The sequence below is a fragment of the Phaeospirillum tilakii genome, from assembly GCF_042683125.1.
GTDB classification, from domain to species: domain Bacteria; phylum Pseudomonadota; class Alphaproteobacteria; order Rhodospirillales; family Magnetospirillaceae; genus Phaeospirillum; species Phaeospirillum tilakii.
Genome location: NZ_JBHUIY010000007.1, coordinates 23,080 through 42,062 on the forward strand (window position 1 = coordinate 23,080; position 18,983 = coordinate 42,062).

General features: G+C 70.6%; 13 protein-coding genes. 6 read left to right on the top strand and 7 right to left on the bottom strand.

The window, feature by feature from the left end; all coding sequences use genetic code 11:
* Window positions 1-166 precede the first annotated feature (166 nt).
* A complete protein-coding gene (locus ACFSNB_RS05260) occupies window positions 167-4,462 on the bottom strand; it encodes a PAS domain S-box protein (protein WP_377314988.1) in 4,296 nt (1,431 codons plus the stop codon).
* A gap of 383 nt (window positions 4,463-4,845) precedes the next feature.
* Between ACFSNB_RS05260 and ACFSNB_RS05265 the strand changes: the two genes are divergently transcribed.
* Window positions 4,846-6,144: an O-acetylhomoserine aminocarboxypropyltransferase gene (locus tag ACFSNB_RS05265; protein WP_377314989.1), complete on the top strand. Its 1,299-nt coding sequence runs from the start codon at window positions 4,846-4,848 to the stop codon at window positions 6,142-6,144.
* A gap of 5 nt (window positions 6,145-6,149) precedes the next feature.
* Complete coding sequence (locus ACFSNB_RS05270; protein ID WP_377314990.1) at window positions 6,150-6,920, top strand: alpha/beta fold hydrolase; 771 nt, start codon at window positions 6,150-6,152, stop codon at window positions 6,918-6,920.
* 115 nt (window positions 6,921-7,035) lie between these two features.
* Here ACFSNB_RS05270 and ACFSNB_RS05275 read toward each other — a convergent pair whose 3' ends face one another.
* Window positions 7,036-8,349, bottom strand: coding sequence for a 3-hydroxyacyl-CoA dehydrogenase family protein (locus ACFSNB_RS05275; RefSeq protein ID WP_377314991.1), 1,314 nt, complete (start codon window positions 8,347-8,349; stop codon window positions 7,036-7,038).
* A 136-nt stretch (window positions 8,350-8,485) separates the two neighbouring features.
* Here ACFSNB_RS05275 and ACFSNB_RS05280 point away from each other — a divergent pair, with 136 nt between their 5' ends.
* The 4 genes from ACFSNB_RS05280 (at window position 8,486) to ACFSNB_RS05295 (ending at window position 12,435) form a co-directional block, all read left to right on the top strand.
* Window positions 8,486-9,544 carry a methionine ABC transporter ATP-binding protein gene (locus ACFSNB_RS05280; protein ID WP_377314992.1) on the top strand — a complete coding sequence of 353 codons (1,059 nt, stop codon included), beginning with the start codon at window positions 8,486-8,488 and terminating at the stop codon, window positions 9,542-9,544.
* Entirely contained in the window at window positions 9,513-10,190 is a 678-nt protein-coding gene (locus ACFSNB_RS05285; RefSeq protein WP_377314993.1) for a methionine ABC transporter permease, read from the top strand. Before ACFSNB_RS05280 ends, ACFSNB_RS05285 begins: the two co-directional genes overlap by 32 nt.
* Before the next feature lie 67 nt (window positions 10,191-10,257).
* Entirely contained in the window at window positions 10,258-11,598 is a 1,341-nt protein-coding gene (locus tag ACFSNB_RS05290; protein ID WP_377314994.1) for a phenylacetate--CoA ligase family protein, read from the top strand.
* A 42-nt stretch (window positions 11,599-11,640) separates the two neighbouring features.
* The gene (locus tag ACFSNB_RS05295; RefSeq protein ID WP_377314995.1) at window positions 11,641-12,435 is read left to right on the top strand and encodes a MetQ/NlpA family ABC transporter substrate-binding protein; all 795 of its coding nucleotides are present in this window, start codon (window positions 11,641-11,643) and stop codon (window positions 12,433-12,435) included.
* 222 nt (window positions 12,436-12,657) lie between these two features.
* Here ACFSNB_RS05295 and ACFSNB_RS05300 read toward each other — a convergent pair whose 3' ends face one another.
* The 5 genes from ACFSNB_RS05300 to ACFSNB_RS05320 form a co-directional block, all read right to left on the bottom strand.
* Window positions 12,658-13,491 (bottom strand): amino acid kinase family protein, encoded by an 834-nt coding sequence (locus tag ACFSNB_RS05300; protein ID WP_377314996.1) that lies wholly within the window; start codon window positions 13,489-13,491, stop codon window positions 12,658-12,660.
* 11 nt (window positions 13,492-13,502) lie between these two features.
* Window positions 13,503-14,315, bottom strand: a complete 813-nt coding sequence (locus ACFSNB_RS05305) for an amino acid kinase family protein (protein ID WP_377314997.1) — start codon at window positions 14,313-14,315, stop codon at window positions 13,503-13,505.
* 178 nt (window positions 14,316-14,493) lie between these two features.
* Complete coding sequence (locus tag ACFSNB_RS05310; protein WP_377314998.1) at window positions 14,494-15,975, bottom strand: methyl-accepting chemotaxis protein; 1,482 nt, start codon at window positions 15,973-15,975, stop codon at window positions 14,494-14,496.
* A gap of 49 nt (window positions 15,976-16,024) precedes the next feature.
* Window positions 16,025-16,384 carry a hypothetical protein gene (locus ACFSNB_RS05315; RefSeq protein WP_377314999.1) on the bottom strand — a complete coding sequence of 120 codons (360 nt, stop codon included), beginning with the start codon at window positions 16,382-16,384 and terminating at the stop codon, window positions 16,025-16,027.
* A 181-nt stretch (window positions 16,385-16,565) separates the two neighbouring features.
* Window positions 16,566-18,650 (bottom strand): methyl-accepting chemotaxis protein, encoded by a 2,085-nt coding sequence (locus ACFSNB_RS05320; RefSeq protein ID WP_377315000.1) that lies wholly within the window; start codon window positions 18,648-18,650, stop codon window positions 16,566-16,568.
* Window positions 18,651-18,983: the final 333 nt, after the last annotated feature.

Genomic DNA, 18,983 nt, shown 5'->3' on the forward strand with positions numbered 1-18,983 from the left:
ATCATCCAATGATTGTAGGTTGCGGGCGCCCGTCGTGCAAGCGGGCGGCATCCATCTTTGGTTGCTCTATGCATTCCGTCCAGTCCCATGACGGGATTTTGGCGCATGGCCTGCGGCGGCGGGCGTCGCCGGGTGGCCGGAGTCCCGCCCCCATCTCCCCCCCCCGTCACCGGGTGTGGCGCAGGATCGCCGCCACCAGGGCATCGGTGGTGATCGGCTTGACCACCCGTTCGATCATCCCGGCCTCGAGACAGCGGCGCCGTTCCTCCTCCATCGCGTGGGCGGTCAGGCCGATCACCGGCAGCGTGGGGGCAAAATCGCGGATTTCCCGCGCCAGATCATAGCCGTCGAGTTCCGGCATCTGCACGTCGGTCAGCACCACGTCAAAGGCCGCCGCGCCCTGCTCGCGCAGATGATCGAGGGCCAGCCGCCCGTTCTCGAAGCAGGTCAGGCGGGCCCCCTCGATCTGCAACATGTCGTCGAGCACCAGACGGTTGACCTCATTGTCCTCGGCGCCCAGCACCCGCAGGCCGGCCAGCCGTCCCCGGCTCGGCGCCACCGTATCGCGGCCGGGCGGGGCCTCGTCGGCGAGGCGGCGGAGATGGCGCGGGCGCAGGGGCCGTTCGATCGGGATCGCGCCGGGCAGCAGCGCGGCCAGATCCTCCCTCTTGCCCGGATCGACCAGGACCGCGATCCGCCGTCCCCGGCCAGCGTCCGCCGCCAGCCGGGCGGCCAGGGCGGGATCGTCCAGCGCCCGGCGGTCGATCAGCAGCGGGCTGTCGTCATCGGGGGCGTCGATCCGGCGCGAGCGCGGCAGGGCGCGCCGCATCCGTTCGGCCTCGTCGTCGTCGAGGCCGAGCAGGGCCAGCGCGTCGATCGGCCAGGGCGGCGCCGGCTCCGCCCCGGCAAGCGGCAGCGTGACGGTGAAGGTGCTGCCCTGGCCGACCCCGCTGTCGAGGCTGACGCTTCCGCCCATCAGCGCCACCAGATCGCGCGAGATCGACAGGCCGAGGCCGGTGCCGCCGAAGCGGCGGGTGGTCGAGCCGTCGGCCTGCTCGAAGGGTTGGAACAGACGCTCGGCCGCCTGGGGGGCGATGCCGATCCCGGTATCGATCACCGCCAGGATCAGGCGGTTGTCGGCGCGCCAGACCCGCAGCGTGACCGCCCCCCCGGCCGGGGTGAACTTGATCGCGTTACTGAGCAGATTGACCAGCACCTGACCCAGCCGCTTGGCATCCCCCAGGCAGCGCCAGGGCAGATCGGGGGCCTCATCGACGATCAGGCGCAGCCCCTTGGCGATCGCCCGTGGGGCCAGCATCTCGACCGCGCGGTCGATCACCTCGCCGGGCTCGAACGGGATCGATTCGACCGTCATCTTGCCGGATTCGATCTTGGAAAAATCGAGGATGTCGTCGATCAGCGCCTGGAGCGTCAGGCCGGCGCCGCGAATCCGCGCAAAGGCGGTCCGGTCGGTCCGGTCCGAGGTCCCGCGTTCGCCGATTTCGGCCAGCCCGAGAATCGCCCCGAGCGGGGTGCGGATCTCGTGGCTCATGTTGGCGAGGAACGCGCGGCGCAGGGTGGCCAGCCGCTTGGCTTCGGCCAGGGCGGTCCTGCGGGCGTCGTCCGCCGCCTTGCGGGCGGAGCCGTCGCTGAAGCTGACCACCGCCCCGACGATCGCTCCGTCGCGCACCATCGGATGGACCGAGAAACTGACCGGGACCGGCCGCCCGTCGGCGCTCCAGAAATAATCCTCGTCGAACCGGGCGACGATGCCGGTGCGCAGGGTTTCGAGCAACGGGCAGGCCTCGCGCGGGAAGGGGCGCCCGTCGGGATAGCTGTGATGCAGCATTTCGAGGCTGGTGCGCCCGATCAAATGTTCGGGCCGCCAGCCGAGGATGGTCTCGACCCCTGGATTGACGAAGGTGATGCGTCCCTCGACATCGACGCCGTAGAGGCCGTCGCCGCTGGATTCGAGGATCAGCCGCAGCCGGGCCTCGGCGCTTTCGAGGTCGGCGGTGCGCGCGGCCACCGCCTGTTCCAGCCCCTGGCGATAGCGGTCCAGTTCGGCCTCGATCGCCTTGCGCGCGGTGATGTCCTGACAGAAGGCGGCGAACCGGTCGGCGGCGATCCGCACCGCCGACAGCGAAATCCAGCGTGGCGCCCCCGTCGCGGTGGTCATGCGGTAATCGGCGCCGATGCGGTCCACCCGGCCCGACAGGCCGAGCAGGTCGTCGCACATCCGCGCCCGATCCTCGGGGGCGACCAGCTCGGCGATGGTCCGGGCGAGGATGTCCTCGCGGCTCCCGCCCAGCATGGTGACGAGGGCCGCGTTGACGAGAAGGAAGCGCCCCGCCCCGTCGGTGACGAAGATGCCGAGCGGGGCCGCCTCGACATAGGTGCGGAACCGTTCCTCGCTTTCGCGCAGCGCGCCTTCCATCTGCTCGCGGCGGGTGATGTCGCGGCCGATGCCGAGCACCCCGATCACCGTTCCGTCGGGTCCGATCATCGGCGCCTTGATGGTTTCGAGCCGGGCGGTCTGGCCGTTGTCGGCGAAGGTGATCCATTCCTCGTTGGAGATCGGACCGCCGGCCTTGATCGCCATGATGTCCTGGGCGCGGAAGGCATCGGCCCGATCGGCGGGCATCAGGTCATGGTCGGTGCGGCCGATGATCGCCGCTTCCGACCGGCCGACCATCCGCTGAAAGGCATGATTGCCGCTGAGATAGACCCCATTGACGTCCTTGAGCCAGATCAGATCGGGAATCGAGTGGATCAGGGTCCGCAACAGGGTCCGTTCGCTCTCCAGTTCGGCGCGGATCCGCTTCTGCTCGCTGATGTCGAGATAGGTGGAGACGAAGCCGGTCAGGCGGCCGCCCAGGTCATGGATGCCGGCCACGGTCATCAGCACCGGAATCACCCGCCCGCTCCGGCTGATCCGCAGGCATTCTCCCGACCATTGCCCGCCGGCCCGCACCGTGTCGAGGACCGTGTCGATCTGGGCCTGGCTGGCCGCGTCGCCGGGGGCAAGGCGGCGGATCGGCAGCCCGATCGCCTCGTCGGGGGGATATTCGGTCAAGGCGAGGAAGGCGGGATTGGCATAGACGATCCGGCCGTCGGTATCGATCATCACTACCGCCTGGGCGGTCTGTCCCAACGCCTCGGCCAGCCGATGGCGCTGGTCCTCGACGGCCTTGCGGGGCGAGATGTCCTCGACCACGCAGAGGAAATAATCCGGCCGCCCCTCGGCCCCGGTCACCGGCGCCACCGTCAGGGTGAGCCAGCCGGGGACGCCGTCGCGGTCGCGGAAGCGGGTCTCGATCGCGTGGGATTCGGCCCGGCCGGCCAGAATCGGCCGGATCACCTCGGCGTCGAGATCGCAATCGATCAGGGCGAGCAGGCTGCCGACCGAGGTCTGCGGCGGGGCGCCGCCCTCGTGGCCGAGAATCCGGTACAGCTTGCGGTTGGCCCGCAGGCAGGTTCCGTCCAGCCCCATCAGGGCGATCCCCACCGCCGCCTGCTCGAAGGTCGCCTCGAACCGCTTTTCCCCGGCCTCCAGTCGCGCGGCGCTGTGGCGGTTTTCCTGCGCCCGCAGCCGCGCCAGCTCGAGGTACAGGGCGCCGTTCTCGCGCAGCAGGATGATCAGCGCCAGTCCCTCCGCCACCAGCCCGAAGATCCGTCCGGCATACCAGCCGAGGTCGAAACGGGCATGGTTCAGCACGGCGGCCAGCGCGCTGTCGAAAATCCAGACGCCCAGCATCACCATCAGCCACAGGTCGAGCTGGCTGCGCGGGTGGCGGCGCCACAACAGGCCCAGGGCCAGGAATCCGGTTGCCCAGGTCAGCACCGCCACCCCCATCTTGGCCGGGGTGTCGCGGTTGCCGCTCATCAGGGCGGGCAGGGAATCGTGGCCGAGGGTGGTCAGCAGGGTCGCGCCCAGCGCCAGGGCCAGGGCGGCGAGGATCAGGCCCGGGGGCGACAGCCGGCTCGGGCGGTGGTGAAAGACCGCGTGTCCGACCACGAACAGGGCAAAGCCGCCATGCCAGAAAAAATAGATCCAGGCGGTGGTTTGCGGTCCGGCCGAGGGCAGCAGGCCGGCCGGGGCGAACAGGCCGGGAAAGCTGAGGGCATGGGCGACGGCCATCGCGGCGCTGAACAGAAAGCCGCCGGCCAGGAACAAGACCCCCGCGCCCTGGGTCAGCCGGTACTGGAACAGCAGCAGCGACGCGACGATCAGGCTGAGGGTGATGAAGGCCGATTGATAGATCGGCAGGAACGCCCAAAGCGGCGGCAGATCGCGCTGGGCGAACGGGGCGGTCGCCGCGAACAGCAGCAGCGCCGCGACCATCGTGCCGACGGCGATGCGGTTCTGGCGCGGCGTGGGGGGCAGGATGGAGACAAGCGGCGGCGGCCCGTTCGCCAGGGGGGGCGGTTGCGTCCAGCCGTCGCCGTCCTCTCGTTTCATCCCGTTCCCCGGGCCGCGCGGTGCGGTGCCGCCAAACCGCCGGAGCGACTCTGATCCGGACGGATTCTCTCCCCTGGCCAACGCCCGTTTCGCTTGCGCATCCTCCCCCGTGCGGGGGAGCGATGCCTCCCCTTTCCCGACGGAGGCTGTCTACCAACGGAAGGTTTTATAGCAGTTTCAGATCTCCTTTTGAATGTCGGGGCCGGCGTGGCGGAGTCTTCCGGCGGCGGTCGCGGGCGGATCAGAGCATATATCCAACTCTTTTATGGATTTTTGCCGGGCATGACGCCATCCTGCGCCGTCGGTCCGCCCGCCTTGACGTCCTCGCGTGGTCGGGGCGGGGGCCGTGTCCCTTTCCCCCGCCCCGGGAGTCGCGCCGCGCGATGAGCCGTCCGTCCTTTTTCCCCGCCCTCGATACCCTGGCGCTGCATGCCGGCCAGAGCCCCGATCCCGTCACCGGGTCGCGGGCGGTGCCGATCCATCAGACCTCCTCGTTCGTCTTCCCCGACACCGATCACGCGGCGGCGCTGTTCAACCTGGAACGGCCCGGCCACCTTTATTCGCGTCTGTCCAACCCGACCGTCGCGGTGCTGGAGGAACGGCTGGCCGCGCTGGAAGGCGGGGTCGGTGCGGTCTGCACCGCCTCGGGGCAGGCGGCGCTGCATCTGGCCATCGCCACCCTGATGGGGGCGGGCGGGCACATCGTCGCCTCGGCCTCGCTCTATGGCGGTACCCTCAACCTGCTGGCCCGCACCCTGCCGCGCTTCGGCATCACCACCAGCTTCGTCTCCCCGCGCGACCCCGCCGCGTGGCGCGTGGCGATCCGGCCGGAAACCCGGCTGCTGCTGGGCGAGACCATCGGCAATCCCGGGCTGGAGGTGCTCGACATCGCCACGGTCGCCGCGATCGCGCACCAACACGGCCTGCCGCTGCTGATCGACAACACCTTCGCCACCCCGGCGCTGTGCCGGCCGTTCGAGCAGGGCGCCGATCTGGTGGTGCATTCGGTCACCAAATGGCTGGGCGGGCATGGGGTGGCGCTGGGCGGGGTGGCGATCGATGCCGGGCGGTTCGACTGGCGGGCGAGCGGGCGCTTCCCCACCCTGACCGAGCCCTATGACGGCTATCACGGCCTCGATTTCGTCGAGCAGTTCGGCCCGGCCGCCTTCGTGATGCGGGCGCGGGCCGAGATCCTGCGCGATTTCGGCGCCTGCCTCGCCCCCACCAGCGCCTTCCACCTGTTGCAGGGGGTCGAGACCCTCGGGCTGCGGATGCGCCAGCACATCGCCAACACCCGCGCCGTGCTGGCCTTCCTGGCCGAGGCCCCCGGCATCGCCTGGGTCAGCCATCCCGAGCGCCCCGACCATCCCGACCATGCCCTGGCCGCCCGCCAGTTGCCCGACGGTGCCGGCGCGGTGATCGCCTTCGGCGTCGCGGGCGGGCGCGAGGCCGGCCGCCGCTTCATCGAGGCGCTGCGCCTCGCCAGCCATCTTGCCAATGTCGGCGATGCCAAGACCCTGGTGATCCACCCGGCCAGCACCACCCACCAGCAGCTCGACGACGCCCAGTTGCGCGCCGCCGGGGTCGGCCCCGACATGATCCGGCTCAGCGTCGGGCTGGAGGCGGCCGACGACATCGTCGCCGACCTCGCCCAGGCCCTGCGCGCCAGCCAGCGGAGGTAAGCGCGATGTGGTGCGATCTCGACGCGGGACGGGTGTTCGTCGCCACCGGCGGCGTGCCGTTCGATCCGGCCCGGCCGGTGGTGCTGCTGGTGCATGGCGCCGGCGCCGATCACTCGGTGTGGGCGCTGCAAAGCCGGGGGCTGGCCCGGCGCGGCTGCGCGGTGCTGGCCTGCGACCTGCCCGGCCACGGTCGCTCGGGCGGGACGGCCCCCGCGACCATTGCCGCCGTCGCCGACCGGCTGGCGGAACTGCTCGCCGCCGTCGGGGCGGCGCGGGCGACGGTGGTCGGCCATTCGATGGGGGCGCTGGCCGCGCTCGACCTCGCCGCCCGCCATCCCGACCGGGTCGGTGGGCTGGTCCTGCTCGGCGCGGCGGCGCGGATGCCGGTTCATCCCGATCTGCTGGCCGCCGCGCGCGACGATCTGCCCCGCGCGGCGGCGATGATCGCCGCCTGGGGCCATGGCGGCGGGGCGGGCGGCGTGCCCGGTCTTTATCCCCCCGCGCTGACCCGCCGGCTGGTCGAAGCCTCGCCGCCGGGGGCGTTGGCCGCCGGGCTGGCCGCCTGCGACGCCTATGACGGCACCGAGGCCGCCGCCCGGGTGCGGGCGCCGACCCTGCTGCTGCTGGGTGGGGCCGACCGGATGAGCCCGGCCAAGGCCGGGCAGGCGCTGGCCGGGCTGATTCCCGGCGCCCGGGTGACGCGGCTGGAGGGGGCGGGCCACATGCTGATGGCCGATCGGCCCGAGGCGGTGCTCGACGCGCTGCTGACGCGGTAGAGCCGAAAGGCTCCGCCTCTCGGCGCTCTCCGCCCCGGGCCATCGGCCCCGCGAACCCGGGGGGGGGAGGGCCGGACGGCCCTCCGCGGGATTGCCAAGGGGCGCGCCCCTTGGCTTAGGCCTCGACCGTGTGATAGCGGCCGTCGAGGCCGAGATGGGTGCGGCCCTGGTCGCGGTAGAAGCTCTCGCCGCCGGTCTGTTCGAGCAGGCGCAGCAGCGCCGGCAGCGGCCGCCCCTCGGCGCGCAGCCGGGCGATCACCCGGGTCGGGCCGAGATCGTCGAGGGTTTCGAACGGGCCGCGTTTCCAGCCGAAGCCCCAGCGCAGCGCCCGATCGACATTGACGATGTCGTCGGCGATGGCCGGCAGCAGGTCGGCGGCATAGAGCAGGGTGCCGCCATGCACCGCCCAGGCGAAGGCGCCGTCGGGATCGTCGGCGAACAGCAGGCCGGCGGCGTCGGTCTGATGGGGGGCGAGGGAAGCGGGGGCGTGCGGGCGCCAGAGCTGGGTTTCCAGATCGAACACCTCGCGGCTCTTCTGCCCGTCGGCCCCCTTCAGCACCCGGTAGAAGCCGCCGCCGCTCTTGCGCCCGAGCTGGCCGCGCGCCAGCAGTCCCGCTTCCTCGGCCGGGAAGCGGGTGAAGGCCAGCCCGGCATCGCCCTCGGGCAGGTTGGCGGCGAGGTTGCGGCCGACCAGCGCCATCACGTCCAGTCCGATCAGGTCGATCAGTCCGTACAGCCCGGTGGCCGGCAGGCCGAGCGGGGCCGACAGCAGCGCGTCGGCCCGCTCGATCCCGATCCCCTGGTTGCGAAAGCGGTGGGCGTGATGCAGCCCCGACAGCATCCAGAAGCAGCCGATGCGGTTGGCGATGAAATTGACGGTGTCCTTGGCCTGGACCACCCCCTTGCCCAGCACGTCGCCGCAGAAGCGGGACAGGCTGGCCACCACTGCCGGGTCGGTGTCGTTGCCGGGGACGATTTCCAAAAGCTTCATCACCCGCACCGGATTGAAGAAGTGGGTGACGACGATGTCGCGCCCCAGCCGGTCGGGCAGGCCTTCGGTGATGGCGCGGAGCGGGATGCCCGAGGTGTTGGTGCTGACCACCGAGCCCTCGCGCCGCCACGGCTCGATCCGGCTGAACAAAGCGCGCTTGGCGTCGAGATCCTCGACGATCGCCTCGCAGATCCAGTCGAACTCGCCGATCTCGCGCAGGGATTCGTCGAGCGTGCCGGTGACCAGCAGCCGGTCGATCGCCTGCTGTTCATCCGCGTCGCGGGCCTGGGCCAGGGTGCGTTCGCGGGCGCGGCGGGTGGCCTCGCGGTCGCGCTCCAGCAGCAGCACCCGCCAGCCGGCGGCGGCGGCGGCGGCGGCGATGCCGCTGCCCATCGTGCCCCCGCCGATCACCGCCACCGAATGAATCTCGCGTCCCATGCCTCGTTTCCTCCCGCGCCGGCCGTCCGCCAGCAATCGATCAATTGAGTGGATTATTGGATAATATGATTGACAGCGGGCGTCAACGCCAGATAGCCTAAAACCCATCAGATAAATAGACTTTCTGGAGGGGCGCGTGATCGCGATCGAAGCCCTGGAAAAGGCCTTCCCCGGGCCGACCGGGCCGGTTCCCGTCCTGCGCGGGATCGATCTTGCCATCGGCAAGGGCGAGATTTTCGGCATCATCGGCCGGTCCGGCGCCGGCAAGAGCACCCTGGTCCGCTGCCTCAACCTGCTCGAACGGCCGACCGCCGGGCGGGTGGTGGTCGGCGGGCGCGAGATTTCGGCGCTGTCGGGGGCCGCGCTGCGCGCCGCCCGCCACGACATCGGCATGGTGTTCCAGCACTTCAACATCCTGTCGTCGCGCACCGTGCGCGACAACGTCGCCCTGCCGCTCGAACTGATCGGCGGGCTGACCCGGGGCCAGCGGCTGCGCCGGGTCGATGAGATGCTGGAACTGGTCGGGCTGGCCGACAAGGCCCACGCCTACCCGGCGCAATTGTCGGGCGGGCAGAAGCAGCGGGTCGGCATCGCCCGCGCCCTGGCCTCGCGTCCGTCGGTGCTGCTGTGCGACGAGGCGACCTCGGCGCTCGACCCCGAAACCACCAAATCGATCCTGGCCCTGCTGTCCGAGATCAACCGGGCACTGGGCCTGACCGTGGTGCTGATCACCCACGAGATGCAGGTGATCAAGGAGATCGCCCATCGCGTCGCGGTGCTGGATCAGGGCCGGGTGGTCGAGCAGGGCCGGGTGTTCGACCTGTTCACCCAGCCGGCCCACCCGGTGACCCGGGCGCTGGTGCGCGAGGTGCTGAGCCTCGATCTGCCCGAATCGGTGGCGGCGCGGCTGCGCCACGCCCCGCTGACCGGGCCCGGGCTGGTGGTGCGGATCACCTTCACCGGTCCCTCGGCGCGCGAGCCGATCCTGAGCGATCTGGTCCGCCGCTTCGGCCTGTCGATCAACATCCTGCACGGGCAGGTCGACACCATCCAGGACGCGCCGTTCGGCACCCTGACCGTCGAGGTCGGCGGCGCCGAGGCCAGCCTTCAGGCGGCGCTCGATTACGTGCGCCTCAAATCCCTCAAAGCGGAGATTCTCGGCCGTGTCGCAGCGCCTGATCGAGCTGTTGCTTGACGCCCTGACCGAAACCCTGGCGATGGTCGGGGTGTCCGGTCTGCTCGCCACCCTGTTCGGGGTGCCGCTCGGCATCCTGCTGCTGGTGACCGGGCCGGGCCACATCCTGCCCCGGCCGCTGTTCAACCGCATCGCCGGGCTGGTGGTCAACGCCACCCGCTCGACCCCGTTCATCATCCTGATGGTCGGGATCATCCCGCTGACCCGCGCCCTGGTCGGCACCTCGATCGGCACCGCCGCGGCGATCGTGCCGCTGGTGATCGCGGCGACTCCGTTCGTCGCCCGTCAGGTCGAGGCGGCGTTGCGCGAGGTCGATCCCGGCCTGATCGAGGCGGCCCAGGCGATGGGCGCCACCCCGCTCCAGATCGTCGCCAAGGTGCTGGTGCCCGAGGCGCTGCCCGGCATCGCCGTCGGCCTGACCATCACCGTGGTCAGCCTGATCGGCTATTCGGCGATGGCCGGCGCGGTCGGCGGCGGCGGCCTCGGCGATCTCGGCATCCGCTACGGCTATCAACGCTTTCAGGGCGAGGTGATGGCGGCGGTGGTGGTGGTGCTGATCCTGCTGGTGCAGGGGGTGCAGAGCCTGGGCGACGGCTTCGCCCGCCGGCTCGACCGCCGCCACCGCGCCGCCGAGCCCCGGCGCTGACCGGCCCGTCCGGCGTTCTCCCCCTTCGTTCCGTCCGTTTGTTTCCTCGCAGAGGAGCCTCCCCCCGATGACCATCGATATCGCCGCCGAACGACGCTTCTGGGCGCCGACGCTCGAAACCCAGAGCCGCGCCGAATGGCGGGCGTTGCAACTCGACCTGCTGAAGCGCCACCTCGCCCATGCCGAGGCCGGCTCGCCTTATTACCGCGCCGCCTTCCGCGCCGCCGGGGTCAGCGCCGAGTCCGTCCGCAGCCTTGACGACCTGCGCCGCTTCCCCTTCCTCGACAAGCGCACCCTGCGCGAGCGCCAGCAGGCGGTGCCCTTGCTGGGCGACATCGCCGCCGTGCCCGAGTCCGAGGTGGTCTATGTCTCGGCCTCGTCGGGTTCGACCGGGGTGCCGACCCTGTCGCCCTTCACCGCCCAGGATTTCGACGATTGGATGGATTACGAGGCGCGGCAGTTCTGGTCGTCCGGCCTGCGTCCGACCGACCGCTATTGCCATTCGCTCAATTTCTCGCTGTTCGTCGGCGGCCCCTGCGTGCTGGGGGCGCAGAAGCTGGGGGCGCTGTCGATCCATGCCGGTACGGTGCCGTCGGAACGGCTGCTGACCATCCTGCGCCAGTTCCAGGCCACCGCGATCTGGACCACGCCGTCCTACGCCTGGTACCTGGGCGAGACCGCGCGCAAGGAGGGGATCGACCCGGCGCGCGACCTTGCGGTCAAGCGGATCTTCGTCGCCGGCGAGCCGGGCGGCTCGATCCCCGAAACCCGGGCGCGGATCGAATCGCTGTGGGGCGCCTCGGTCTACGATTATTACGGCCTGTCGGACATTTTCGGCTCCTGCGCCGGGATGTGCGAGGAGAAGAACGGCCTGCATTGGGCCGAGGATCACATCCTGACCGAGGTGCTCGACCCGGTCACCCACGAGCCGGTGCGCGAGGGCGAGCGCGGCGAACTGGTGCTGACCACGCTGAAGAAGCGGGCCCGGCCGCTGATCCGTTTCCGCACCGGCGACATCGTCAGCTTCACCACCGAGCCCTGCCGCTGCGGCCGCACCTCGCAGCGCCTGCTCGGGGTCCATGGCCGGCTCGACGACATGCTGATCATCCGGGGCGTCAACCTGTTCCCCAGCGACGTCGAGGCCCTGGTGCGTCAGGACGAGGATTTCACCGGCGAATACCGGCTGGTGGTGACCCGCGACCACCATCTCGACAGCCTGACCGTCGAGGCCGAGCGGCGCGAGGGCTGCGCGGTGCCGGTCGAGGACCTCGCCGCCCGCCTGACCCGCCGGCTCAAGGCGGTGACCGGGGTGGGGGCGCGGGTCGAGATCCTCGCCGCCGGGGCGCTGCCGCGCGCCACCCACAAGGCCAAGCGGGTCGAGGACCGGCGCGACACCGTCTGGGCCTGAGCCGCCCCTGTTTCATCCCGAGATTCGAGAGGACCGCTCCGCATGACCCTGCTGCGTCCCATCCTGGCCGCGTTGCTGACCCTGGCCGCGCTCGGCCAGACCGTCCCCGCCGGCGCCGCCGAGCCGATCCGGATCGGCGTTTCGTCCGGCCCCTATACCGAGATCCTCGAATACACCGCGACGCTGCACCAGCAGCGTACCGGGGTGCCGGTCAAGGTGATCGAGTTTTCCGACTACACCCAGCCCAACGCCGCGCTGGCCCAGGGCGACATCGACATCAACAATTTCCAGCACCGCCCCTATCTCGACAACCAGATCAAGACCCGGGGCTACGCCCTGACCGCGGTCGAGCGCAGCATCGTGGTGCCGCTCGGGATCTATTCGAAGAAGATCCCGAACCTCGCCGCGCTGCCGGACGGGGCCAGCGTCGCTATCCCCAACGATCCGTCCAACGGGGCGCGGGCGCTGCTGCTGCTGCAACAGGCCGGGCTGCTGAAGGTCGATCCGGCTGTCGGCATCACCGCCACCCCGGCCGACGTGATCGACAATCCGAAGAAGCTGAAGATCAAGGAGATCGATGCCGCCCAGCTGCCGCGCTCGCTCGACGATGTCGAGATCGCGGCGGTGACCCTCAATTACGCGGTCGGCGCCGGGCTTGAGCCGAAAAAGGCGCTGCTGCTCGAAGGCGCCGACACCCAGTGGGGGCTGTGGTTCGTCACCCAGACCAAGCGCAAGGACGATCCCGCCCTGCGCGCCCTGATCGACACCTACCGCTCGCCCGAGGTCAAGGCCTTCATCGAGCGGCGCTTCGCCGGCACCATCATCCCGACCTGGTGAGCGTCAGGTCGGCATCCCATTCGCGGGCTCTGCCCGCACCCGCCAAGGGCCGCAAGGCCCTTGGATCCCTGTCCTTGCCCTTCGCGCGGCCAACGCCCGCGCCCAAGCTGACAGGCCGCTCCGCGCCCGACCATCAAAGGGTTTCAAGGGCCTTGCGGCCCTTGGCGGGGGTGGGCGGAGCCCACATTACTCCGCCTCCCTTCAAAAGGTCTGGCCTTGGTCTCAGAGCGGCGGCGCGCCGGTGCGGATGATCGTTCCCACCGCCTCGCCGCGCAGGGCGGCGGTGAGGCGTCCCGGCACCAGACCGTTGACGACCTGCACCTGACGCAGATGGCGGGCGTTGGCCATCACCTCCAGCAGGGCCGGGTCAACCGGCAGGGTGGCCGGCCCCTGGGCCAGCGCGGCGGCGGTGGTGTCCTTGATCAACTGCGCCTGCCCGCCGTCGGGACCGTTGGGGTCGGCGGTGAACACCCCGTCAACATCCTCGACCAGGGTCAGGCTGGCCGCGCCCAGCGCGTCGGCCAGCAGGAAGGCGCCGGTGTCGGCGCGATGGATCGGCAGGCGCGAGGTCGGGAATTCGGCGTGATGATAGGGCGGGAAGGCGCTGCCGACCACCGCGCGGGCGGCGTTGAGGTGGATCGCCAGCTGGCTGGCCAGGGTGGGATGCTCGACATAGGACACCCCGTCGGCCGCCAGCAGCGCGCCGAGGATGTGGCCGTTCTGTCCGGCCTCGCTGGCGGCGAGCGGGGCGAGCGAGCCGACCGGCAGGCCGAGATCGAGCCCGACGCCGTAGAGGTGGCGGGCGCGGATGCCGGGGCCGGTCAGGATCAGCAGGCGGTGTTCGGGCAGCAGCCGGCGCAGTTCGGCCACCAGGGGCAGGATCGCCTCGGCGCCGCGATCCATGATCGAGCGGCCGCCGATCTTCACCACCTGCACCCAGGGCAGGATCGGGATCGGCCGCCGCCCGGCGATCGGCCGGGTGAGGTCGCCATCGAGCAGGGTCTGGCGCGCGAGCGGCGAGGCGACATGTTTGATGCGGTTGGCGGTATCGGTCATGACGGGATCCCCTAACGCGCGGTGATGATGGTGCCGACATGCTCGCCGGCGAGCGCCCGGGTCAGGTTGCCGGGGACCAGCCCATTGATCACCTGGACCTCGTGGAGGTGGCGGGCGGACTGGAGCAGGTCGAGCAGCGGGAATTCGAGGATCGAATCGTGCAGGCCGCGCGCCTTCATCTCATCGACCGAGATTTTCGGGATGAAGGTGGCGTGCTTGGCGGTCTTCGGATTGTCGGTGTAGAGCCCGTTCTCGTCCTTGACGTAGATCATCGCCTTGCAGCCGAACTGTTCGGCGACCAGGAAGCAGCCGGCGTCGGTGCGGTAGGGCGGGATCACCCCCTCGGCGGCCGGGCGCATCCACAGGGTGTAGGGCGGCATGCCGCTGAACACCACCGCATGAACCTCGGCCAAGAACAGCGGCACCGCCGACAGGCCGGCGCCATCGACCGAGGAGATGCCGTGCCGGGCCAGCAATTGCCCCAGCATCGCCGCGTTCTGGTCGGCCACCGAGGCGCCGAGCTGGGCCAGCACCCCGGTCGGCAGATTCAGCCCGGCGGCGATCGAATAAAGGTGGCGGGCGCGGGTGCCGGCGCCGGTGCCGATCAGCAGCTTGTGCGCCTTGCGCGCGGCGACGATTTCGTCGAGCAGCGGATGGACGGCGGCCCGGCCGCGATCGATCACGCTCTGCCCGCCGATCTTGAGCACGGTGGCATCCGGCAGGATGCGGTAATCCGCCGCCGCTTCCGCCGCCGCCAGCAATTGCGGATCGCTCAGCGACCGCTCCATCAGCAGCGCCTCGAGATCGGTTGTTCCGTTGCTCATCGGGATCCTCCCCTGGGCCGCGCGGCCTGACATGGTGGATGAAGAGGGAACGACGGGGGATGCTCCCCCGGGACCCGCCCGCCCCTCGGGCGGTCGGGCACGACGATATTTATAGCCAACACGGCGCGTATTCTGTCAAATGATATAGTGTTATAGGCATAGTTTGGGGCGGGCGGGATCAGGCGGAGGCGGCCGCAATCGGGCTTTCCTGCTCGATCCGGGCGACGAACTGGTGGATCTGCTCGGCCAGCCCGCCCGCCTGTTCCGACAGCCGCATCGACAGTTGGGTCCGCTTCTGGGCCACCGTGCCCAGGTCGCGGGCCAGGGCGGTCAGCCGTTCGACGCTGCCGCCGGCGGTCTCGACCCCGCCGGTGGCGTTCCTGGCATTGTGCAGGATCTCGCCGATCGCCTCGCCCTGGGCGTCGGTCGAATGGGCGATGGCGCCGATCGCCTGCTCGATTTCGGCGATGATCCGGCCGATTTCGCGGATCGCCGCGACCGCGCCGGAGGTGGCGGACTGGATCTCGGCCACCTGGGTGCCGATGTCCTCGGTGGCACGGGCGGTCTGGTTGGCGAGGCTCTTGACCTCGCCCGCCACCACCGCGAAGCCCTTGCCGGCGTCGCCGGCCCGCGCCGCCTCGATCGTCGCGTTCAAGGCCAGCAGGTTGGTCTGGCTGGCGATGTCGCTGATCAGGGTGACGACATTGCCGATCCGGTCGGCGGCGCCGGCCAGACTCTCGACCGTGGCGTTGGTGCGCTCGATCTCGGTCACGGCGGTTTCCGCCATCCCGCGCGAGGTCCGCACCGAGTGATCGACGTCCTTGAGGCCGCGCGACAGGGTGTCGGTGGTCGCCGCCATCGTCTCGACATTGACGCGGACGTCGCCGATGCTGGCATTGGCGGCGGAGATCTGGGTAAAGATCTCGGTCATCCGCCGATCGACGTCCTGGGCGGACTGGCGCGCCGCGTCGGCGGTGGTCGACAGGCCGTCGGCGATCTCGCCGACCGCGGTGCGGACCTGCCGCGCCAGCGTCAGCCGTTCCTCGCGCAGGTGGCCCTGGCTGTCGAGCGCCAGCCGTTCGCGCTCGGCGGCGGCGGCGGCGACGGCGGTGCGGGCCTCCTCGGCCTGACCCAGCGCGGTGGCGACCTGGGCGAAGGCGCGGTTCAGCCGCCACGCCACCCATCCCAGCACCACGGTCTGCGCCACCAGGATCACCGCATGCAGCACGACGCGGCCGAACGATCCGCCGCCGGGAAACACCGCGGCGGGATAGGCGACGTTCAGCACCAGATGGTGCAGGGCGACCATCACGGCGGCGATCGCCAGGGTCTTCCAGTCGCAGAACGCGACCAGCATCGCCACGGCGGCGAAGAAATACATGTGGATGTCGATCTGCCAGGGATGGCCCTCGAAGGCGTAGACCATCAGGGCAACCATCCCCATCAGGGCGACGGCGATGGTCGAGCGGCAGGCCTCGCCGGTGTCGTCGAGCCGGCGGACCAGCGTCGCGGCCCCGGCCAGCACCACCGCGCCGGCGGTCATCAGCCCCCAGTTCTGGCCGAGGAGGGCGCCGGTCACCGCCAGCAGGGGGACGTGCAGCCAGAGGAAGATCGTCAGGGCCTGTGCGGCGGTGGCGCGGATCCGGTCTATTTCGTGCATGGGCGATCCTTGGACGGTCGGGAGAGCGGTCGGCCGGGGGCGGCCGGCCTCAGGGGAACCGGGTGAGAGGGGAACGGCTGGGGGTGTCGGCCGCACAGATCGCGCCCGCCGCCGGCACCCGCAGCACCAGCCAGGCCCCGGCGTGATGGAGCTGGCCGACGAAATCCGGCGCATCGGAGCGAACCAGCACCACCCAGGGCCAGCCGCCGAACGCCATCACCTGCTCGGCCCCGGCCTGCCACGCCGCGAACAGGGCGGCGTTGCCGCTGGCGCCGGGGGGAAACACCGCCGCCATCGCCTGACCGGGGCGGGGCCAGACCGACAGGCCGACCGGCCAGACGGTGCTGACCAGCACCACCACGGTCTGGATCAGGCGGATAAGGCGGCGGTGGCGGCGGTCGGTCGGCATGCCTGCACTCGGGGCGCGGGGCGGCGGACGGGCCGCCCGGGAGGGGGGGGGCGGCGGCTAGGCCGCCTGTCCTATGTCATATGGATTGGATGGGGGACCGCGTCCAGGGGGCGGCGGAAGAAGGGGGGAGGGACGGCGACCCCCCCCCCCCCCCCGCGACCCGGTCGGCCTGGACCGGCGGTCAGCCGGCGCGAATGCGGGCGAGGAACCCCTCGACCTCTTCGCCCAGCCGCGCCGAGGTCTGTTGCAGCCGGCCGGCCGAGCCACGCACCTGGGCGGCGAGCTGGGCGTTGTCGCCGGTGCGCTGCGAGATTTCGAGCGCGGTTTGCCGCACCTGGGCGGTTCCGCTGGCCGCCGCCTGGACGTTGCCGGCGATCGACCGGGTGGCCATCCCCTGCTGCTCGACCGCGCCGGCGATCGAGGCGGCGATGCCGCTCATCCGGGTGATGGTCTGGCCGATGCCGGCGATCGCCGCGACCGCCTCGTCGGTGGCGACGCGGATCTCGTTGACCCGGCCCTGAATGTCGCTGGTGGCGCGCCCGGTCTGGTTGGCCAGTTGCTTGACCTCGTTGGCGACCACGGCGAAACCCTTGCCGGCCTCGCCGGCCCGCGCCGCCTCGATGGTGGCGTTCAAGGCCAGCAGGTTGGTCTGGCTGGCGATGTCGTCGATCAGGGCGACCACCTCGGCGATCTGTTTGGCCGAGGCCGACAGCCGCTCCATCCGCTGGTTGGTGTCCTCGGCGTCGGTTACCGCCTGACGGGCGATCTCGCTCGACGCCGCGACCTGACGGCTGATTTCCTGGATCGAGGCCGCCAGCTGTTCCGACGCGCCGGCGACGGAGCTGACGTTCTCCGAGGCCTGACCGGCGGCGTCGGCCGCGACCCCGGCCGAGGCGCTGGCCTTGCCGGCATTGCCCTCCATCTGGCCCGCCGTTTCCGCCATCACCCGGGCGGCGTCGGCCACGTCGCGGGCGACGGCCCGCACCGAGGATTCGAAGGCGTCGGCCAGGGCGGCCATCGCCTGGCGGCGCTCCGCCGCGCCGCGGGCGTCCTGGTCGCGCTGCTGGTCGCGCAGCCGGGCCATTTCCCGGCTGGTGTCGCGGAACTGCACCAGCGCGCGGCTGATCCGGCCGATTTCGTCGTCACGTCCGGTTTCCGGCACCTCGACCTCCTGCCGCCCCTCGGTCAGGGCGGTGATCACGGCGATGATCCGGGCCAGCGGGCGGCGGACCACCACCACGATGGTCAGCCACAGCACCCCGAGCAGGGCGACGACGACCAGCCCGCCGCCGCCCAGCACCAGGGTGTGGATCCGGGCCACCGCCTCTTCGACCGGGCGGGTCGGCAATTCGGCGACCACGGCCCAGGGAGTCGGCGCGGCGCCGATCTTGACCGGATGGATCATGGCATGGACGGTCTGGCCCAGCCGGGGCGAGCGGTAGACCGGCGAGGTGAAGACCTGTCCGGCCTGGATCGCCGGCTTGGCGGCGGCCAGCGCGGGCAGGGCGGACTCGAGCGGCTTGGCGCGCTGCTCGGGATCGTGATAGCCGATCCACAGCCCGCCATTGGACACCAGATAGACCGCCCCGGTGTCGAACGGCCGCAGGGTCTTGAGGCGATCCCACACCGTGTCGAGCCGGAGATCGGCGCCGACCACCCCGATCACCGTGCCGTTCTCGATGATCGGCACCGCGATCGAGGTCATCAGAACATCCTGGCCGGCGACCCGATACAGATAGGGCTCGATCACCGTCTCCATCCGGGTCCGGCGGGGAATCTGGTAGTAATCGCCCGGGCCGGGCTGGTCGTAATCGACCAGGGCCTCCCGCACCACCGTTCCGCCGCCACGATTCCAATAGGACAGGTAGCGGCCGGTGGCGTCGGAGCCAGGGGCGTTGACGTAGGCGGCATCCTGGCCGTCGAGGGCATTGGGCTCGAATCCGGCCCAGGTGCCGAGGAAATCGGGCCGGTCGACCAGCAAATCGTGCAGCAGACGGTCGAGCGCCGGCCGGGTCGCGGTGCCCGAGGCGCGGGCACTGAGAATCGCGCCCCGCACCGTCTTGATCGCCTCAAGGGCGCCACTGTATTCGCCGGCGATGGTGTGGGCGTGGCTTTCGGTCAGCAGCGCCCCCTGCTCCTCCAGGGTTTTCTTGGCTGATTGTTCCGCATACCACAACGTAACCGCGGCGGTGATGGTGATCGCGACCACAGCGACAAGAGCGCAGGCGGCCAGCAATTTGGCGGCCAGAGGCAGACGGTCGAACATGACGGAGCCCTCCCGACGATAATCCTTTGGATAAGGGGGCTCCTCCTGGCGGAATCAACCCCGGGTGCCTCCCTGGTCTGGAGCCGGCGCGGGGACGTGTGATGCGGTCGGAGCGGGGAGGGCGATCCGGCCTTTGTCATCGCTTGACATCGTGGTGAAAGTGGCGCGATACTTAAATCACAGAAGAGGTCTGATATCGGAAAGATCCCCCATCGGCCCGACAAAGTAACGACTTCTGTTGATGCGCTTCTCTTGGACGATCGTTTTCACTGTGTGAAAGGCATCGTGTTGGATATGACCCCACCGGGTTTGAAATGAGGCGCCGCAAAGTTG